Source organism: Vibrio sp. 1F253 (assembly GCF_041439295.1).
In the GTDB taxonomy this organism is placed as follows: Bacteria; Pseudomonadota; Gammaproteobacteria; order Enterobacterales; family Vibrionaceae; genus Vibrio; species Vibrio tasmaniensis_A.
The window spans coordinates 1-4,877 of the sequence record NZ_JBGONU010000101.1 but is presented as its reverse complement, the minus strand read 5'-3'; the positions used below and the strand labels follow the sequence as shown (position 1 = coordinate 4,877).

Here is a 4,877-nt window from a genome sequence, read left to right as displayed (position 1 = left end):
ACCATCATTGAAACAATTTTAGAAGGTAAGAATAGTGGCTAAAGCAGGGGTAAAAAGAAACGGCACGTTAAAGAAGGGGTATCGCTTCGCCAAAGGTGGGCGTGTTGTGAAAGCAAAAAGCATCACAAAGAAGCGAAGAAAACGTCGATAAAATAAATCGCAGATAGCAAAAAGGCCACTCATTGAGTGGCCTTTTTTCATGCATAAAAATGCACTTTGAAGATGGCAGGGGTGGAGAGATTCGAACTCCCAACACGCGGATTTGGAATCCTAAAAAACAGATATAAAAATCATACACTTATAAAATAAAGAAAATCGACAGACAGGTATTTCCGACTATTTCTGTATTTCATGCAGGTTTTATTTTTTGAAAAACCAAAGCTAAATTTGACGATTATCATTTTAACTAATATAATAATCGTCAAAAGGAGGTAGCTGCTATGGCTAGTGCAACGGTAAATACTACATTTAATAAAAGCGAGTTTGATGATTCTTCTCTTAAGTCAGCTTTAGCTACTCGCTTAGATAGATTGATTTCGGATATGCTTGATGAACAAGATCTAGTGACTCTTGCTTCTCTAAATGATATTGAGTTGACCCAGAGTTTCTATCAACAAATTCTCGATAACCATTCAGAAATATCTCCTAGAGAAAAAAGAAAACTAAAAAAACGCGCAGAAGCAGAAAGAGGTTTTTTTGAAGATCTAGAGAAACTAGGTGGTACTTTAAAGGCCAAAGATGTTGCAGAGTTACTTGGAGTTAAAAGACAAACAGTAAACAACAGGTTAAAAAATAAAAAATTACTTGGTATTAGACGTGGGGGAAATTACATTTATCCAGCATTTCAATTTAAAGATGGAGAAATGCTCCCGCACTTTGAGAGCCTCAACCAAACTCTCCCTGAGCACATGGATGCTGTTGCCCGAATTTCCTTCTTCATCTGTAATATTAATGATGGCGGTAGCAACGTTACTTCCCCGCTAATTTTGCTAAATAAAAAGCAGTTAAGCGAAACAGAGTTAAAGCGCCTGAGACATAGTGCTAGTTTGCAAGAAACCCATGTAGCTAAATAAAGGGCTCCGCAGCATTTGCGGAACCCTTTAAATGATCAGAAAACGTCGATATCAAGAACTTCCGTCAATATTTCTTCCCCATCAATATCCGGCTCCTTCCAACCAGAGGGAAGATATTCACTATCCTTGTATTCAGACATAGGCGCCATAGCTACTGTTCTTAGAGATTCTTTATCTCGCTCAAACAGCGCTACACAATACCCATGATCCATATGACGTGAGCGGTAACTAATGCCGTCAAAAGAAGCCTTCGGCTCATTTGCAAAATATGCAACAATTTCTTGCGTTAAACCATACTCATCTGATGAGAGTTGATCCGTTGTAATATGCAATTTCGCCTGTAGCTTACATAAATCAACCGTAACTAACTCTCTTTCAGCTTGCAATGTACAAACATGCGCCTCATCTAATGAGTCCCGTGAGACACGGTAGCTGAAACCTTTCTTCTTTTCTTTCTGATAGTTCCGCCCATACGATTCAGCAATCGCCGTAACTGCATGCTCAGCCACATAACAGATACCAGTATTACCGGTAGGATCATTAAATCGCCCCATAGATTCTGGAGTGGGTTTCCCATAATACACACCTGATGACTGCGGTGTAGATTGCCAGCGTTTGAAAGTATTATTCTTAGGGTAATTTTTAAATGGTACCTTACCTTTAGAATTTAAGAACTTTAGCGCTTCATCTGTTGAGTTGTCTCCCATAATGTTGTTAACCTCGTTATATATCGGTAAGTCTTGCTTGAAATGCTCATGACTATAAACCTTAATCTAAAATAAAATAGGCAAATGCCCGCCAATAGCTGGTTAAGCTCTTGACCATTATAATCATAAAGTTACGAGATTTATCACGTAAAAAAATCAACTGAACAAATAACCAGCAGCATTTTTCTAAATGTTCGCTTCAAGCTATACTGAACACATGAGTAAGCTAAAGTTCTTCCTGCTATTAATTTTGATTGGAGACAATATTTTGATGTTGGTTTAAAGGATTAAGCATTAATGTTTCTTCTAAATGCTCTGAGGCCAAATGCGCATAACGCATTGTCGTTGTTATTTCACTATGACCCAGCACATCTCTTAACTTCACAATATTGCCACCATTCATCACATAGTGGCTAGCAAAGGTATGACGCAGAACGTGAGTCATTTGCCCTTTCGGTAAGTCAATATTTGCCTCTGCAACCGCCTTTCGAAAAGTCGATAAGCTGTTTAAAAACATCCTGTCTTCACTGATAGGCTCCAGAGTAGTGAGTTCATCATAAAGCGTTTGATTAATCGGCACGGTGCGATTCTTGGATGATTTGGTATTCAAAAACGTGATCTGATTATTTTTGATTTGTGAGGGCTTTAGACTTTCCGCCTCCCCCCACCTAGCTCCTGTGGCTAAACAAATCTTCACGATAAAAATCAAAGACCGGTTACTGAACGTTTGACACGAACCCAAGAGCCTTGCGATCTCATCATGCTCCAAATACCTCAACTCTTTTTCACGCTCTTTGAACTGACGAATTTTAATCAGCGGGTTCTCAAACTCAATCACCCCTAACCTCTCCAACTCATTAAACATCGCCCTAAGATAGGCATGCTCTCGGTTGATCGTGGTCGTCGTCACTTCAATACTTCGTTGCTCTCGATAGTGCGCAAAATCTTTACTCGTAAAATCGCTCGCAACGGGGTTACCCAAACGCTCTGATATTCGATAAAGACTCTTCCTCAGCCGAATGTGATCGCGTAGCGTCTTACCGTGCATTCGATACCAAAGCGTGATCAATTCATCCAGCGTTCGAAAGTCTTTCCCTGCACATTCCCGCTCAAGTTTAAAGGCCAACCGCTTATCAAGTTGCATGGCCTTTCGTTCACTCTCAAACACCTGATTAGGGGCCAGACTTGAATAATAATTCGCATTCTTCTTTAAAATCATTCTTCCCCCATCGATAGTATTTAAGCAAGCAAACCGTTAAGCAAGTTTCTTGTCGTTGGTTACTTTTTCGACAATGCCGAGCTCTAATAGGATAGAAAAGTCGGGACTAATTTGACCCGACTCAGGAAGAGTTTCATTAGTAACTAACCAATAGGCGTACTTTTTGAAGTGCTCATTCTCTGTGATCTTAATCAAATTTTCACTTTTTAATTCCTTTCGCGACTGTTCACAATTTCTCAGGGTACCTATTGAAATATCAATAAGTTGTGCCATTTCCCCCTGTGTTAACTGTTCTGCAATACGAATCGCTTTGATCTTTTTTCCTAATTCCACTCTTGATCTCCATACGCCCTTAGGCGTACATTACAACTACGCCCTTAGGCGTAGTTTTAAAATTAGCTTCATCATATTTCCGTGTATTTCACGAAAATCATCAAACCTATGAGGATATCACATGCCAATGCTGCCCGCGTTATTCATGTCTGTGCCTTTATTTGCACGTTCTCACGGAATGAGTGAAAGACAGGTACTCGATCGTCTTGATAACGCCGATTTACCCGAAGTGGAAAAAGAACTTGATGCCGGGAAGCGGTATGTCGACCTCGTCGAACTCGCGGCTCGCATGGAAGCGGGACAATTCAAACTGTCGATATTGAGGAAGAAATCATGACCCCTATTGTCCAAATCTTCTCAAACGAAAAATGCCTACCGGTGGAAGTGGTGCCAGCCAATGAGCACTCCTCGAATTTCTCGCGAGCGGTATCAGAAATGGAAGACCGAGCGGGTCACCCTGCATCCTTCATGGCCACCAACCTTGCCATCATCCCGCTTGAGGGTGATTTGCGCATAGTCGTACAAGGATAAGCCCATGACTCACGCCGACGTCACTCAACACCTTTACCGTTTTTGGGTGGAAGCGTACCACCAAGATATGCACTGCCTAAAAGAAAGCGCCCCATCGAGCTTGGTGTCTCAAGCGCAGTCTGAACTCATTCATGAATCGATTCTTGAGCGTTTGCATGAAGTGCGCGTTTACGCCGAAACCAGCGGTGAACACCACTTAGCCCAATCCATTGATGACGCTTGCACAAAGATGTACTTGTTCAACGAAGCACCCAGCAAGGAGTTAGCCCAATGAAAGTCCAAACCGAAAACAACCTTGTCTATGACAGCAATCACCCAAAATGCCAGCTCCACTTTGCCCGAACCCACGGGCGCGGATTTGCGTTCATTCAATGCCTCGATACTGGATTAGACGGCAAAGCGGAAAGGGTTAAGCGTTACTGGGGATTCTATGCCGACTCTCTTGATGAAAAAGAGAATGAAGCGGATGTTTATCGCATCATGAATTCAGGCAGTCCATGGCCTGACTTACCATCTTGCCATCATCCCGCTTAAAGGTGATTTGCGCATTGTTGTGCAGGGGGAGTCATGGAAACACAAATTTACTCTATCAATATCGACGTTAACACCTACGAAGAAGCTAAAGAGCTTTTTGATTACGCTACACGAAGAGTCACGCCAAAAGTTAACGCTTGCTTGTCTCTTGAAAAGCAAGCAAATCAAAGCTTTTGGGTGCATGTTCGCAATCAATCGCTTGAAGCCATGAATGTACTAAAGCACTTAGAAAAATAAGTATGAGTGACGTTAATTACAAAGAGGCAGTGTCTATCGCAGAGCTGCCTATCACCGACCCCATACACAAGCCCTGCCCCGACATGGAAGTGCTTAAAGACTTTGATCCAGAAAAAACCGAGAGAGCGTGTTTCTTAATATCGAAGCTAAGAGAAAAGCACGGCATTAAAAAGCGCGTTAAACCGACGCCTAAACCCTTGAATTACACCTGCACCGAACGAGGTTGTATCGAGCCTTGGGGAA

10 protein-coding genes are annotated in these 4,877 nt (G+C 41.9%); 7 read left to right on the top strand and 3 right to left on the bottom strand.

Annotated elements, in window-relative coordinates:
* The first annotated feature begins 440 nt into the window (after positions 1–440).
* Positions 441–1,073 (top strand): helix-turn-helix domain-containing protein, encoded by a 633-nt coding sequence (locus ACED28_RS22720; protein WP_048663754.1) that lies wholly within the window; start codon positions 441–443, stop codon positions 1,071–1,073.
* A gap of 35 nt (positions 1,074–1,108) precedes the next feature.
* On the opposite strand, the gene ACED28_RS22715 is transcribed toward ACED28_RS22720, so the two are convergent.
* From ACED28_RS22715 to ACED28_RS22705, 3 genes are all read right to left on the bottom strand, one after another.
* Positions 1,109–1,780, bottom strand: coding sequence for an RES family NAD+ phosphorylase (locus ACED28_RS22715; protein ID WP_048663755.1), 672 nt, complete (start codon positions 1,778–1,780; stop codon positions 1,109–1,111).
* A gap of 244 nt (positions 1,781–2,024) precedes the next feature.
* Positions 2,025–2,999: a tyrosine-type recombinase/integrase gene (locus ACED28_RS22710; protein ID WP_210501941.1), complete on the bottom strand. Its 975-nt coding sequence runs from the start codon at positions 2,997–2,999 to the stop codon at positions 2,025–2,027.
* Positions 3,000–3,035: 36 nt separating this feature from the next.
* Positions 3,036–3,332, bottom strand: a complete 297-nt coding sequence (locus ACED28_RS22705) for a helix-turn-helix domain-containing protein (RefSeq protein WP_048663757.1) — start codon at positions 3,330–3,332, stop codon at positions 3,036–3,038.
* A 121-nt stretch (positions 3,333–3,453) separates the two neighbouring features.
* On the opposite strand from ACED28_RS22705, the gene ACED28_RS22700 reads away from it, so the two are divergent.
* The 6 genes from ACED28_RS22700 to ACED28_RS22675 all read left to right on the top strand — a co-directional run.
* A complete protein-coding gene (locus tag ACED28_RS22700; RefSeq protein WP_017084672.1) occupies positions 3,454–3,669 on the top strand; it encodes a hypothetical protein in 216 nt (71 codons plus the stop codon).
* Positions 3,666–3,863, top strand: coding sequence for a hypothetical protein (locus tag ACED28_RS22695; RefSeq protein WP_048667364.1), 198 nt, complete (start codon positions 3,666–3,668; stop codon positions 3,861–3,863). Before ACED28_RS22700 ends, ACED28_RS22695 begins: the two co-directional genes overlap by 4 nt.
* A 4-nt stretch (positions 3,864–3,867) precedes the next feature.
* Complete coding sequence (locus tag ACED28_RS22690) at positions 3,868–4,137, top strand: hypothetical protein (protein ID WP_048667365.1); 270 nt, start codon at positions 3,868–3,870, stop codon at positions 4,135–4,137.
* Complete coding sequence (locus ACED28_RS22685) at positions 4,134–4,397, top strand: hypothetical protein (RefSeq protein WP_048657930.1); 264 nt, start codon at positions 4,134–4,136, stop codon at positions 4,395–4,397. Before ACED28_RS22690 ends, ACED28_RS22685 begins: the two co-directional genes overlap by 4 nt.
* A 33-nt stretch (positions 4,398–4,430) precedes the next feature.
* Positions 4,431–4,634, top strand: a complete 204-nt coding sequence (locus ACED28_RS22680; protein WP_048657929.1) for a hypothetical protein — start codon at positions 4,431–4,433, stop codon at positions 4,632–4,634.
* A gap of 2 nt (positions 4,635–4,636) precedes the next feature.
* Positions 4,637–4,877, top strand: a 241-nt coding sequence (locus tag ACED28_RS22675; protein WP_210501942.1) for a hypothetical protein, incomplete at its 3' end; no start/stop codon positions are given.

Coding starts and splice junctions, on each gene's coding strand:
- ACED28_RS22690 (WP_048667365.1), top strand. CDS start 3,868: ATGACTCACGCCGACGTCACTCAACACCTTTACCGTTTTTGGGTGGAA.
- ACED28_RS22695 (WP_048667364.1), top strand. CDS start 3,666: ATGACCCCTATTGTCCAAATCTTCTCAAACGAAAAATGCCTACCGGTG.
- ACED28_RS22720 (WP_048663754.1), top strand. CDS start 441: ATGGCTAGTGCAACGGTAAATACTACATTTAATAAAAGCGAGTTTGAT.
- ACED28_RS22685 (WP_048657930.1), top strand. CDS start 4,134: ATGAAAGTCCAAACCGAAAACAACCTTGTCTATGACAGCAATCACCCA.
- ACED28_RS22700 (WP_017084672.1), top strand. CDS start 3,454: ATGCCAATGCTGCCCGCGTTATTCATGTCTGTGCCTTTATTTGCACGT.
- ACED28_RS22715 (WP_048663755.1), bottom strand. CDS start 1,780: ATGGGAGACAACTCAACAGATGAAGCGCTAAAGTTCTTAAATTCTAAA.
- ACED28_RS22680 (WP_048657929.1), top strand. CDS start 4,431: ATGGAAACACAAATTTACTCTATCAATATCGACGTTAACACCTACGAA.
- ACED28_RS22710 (WP_210501941.1), bottom strand. CDS start 2,999: ATGATTTTAAAGAAGAATGCGAATTATTATTCAAGTCTGGCCCCTAAT.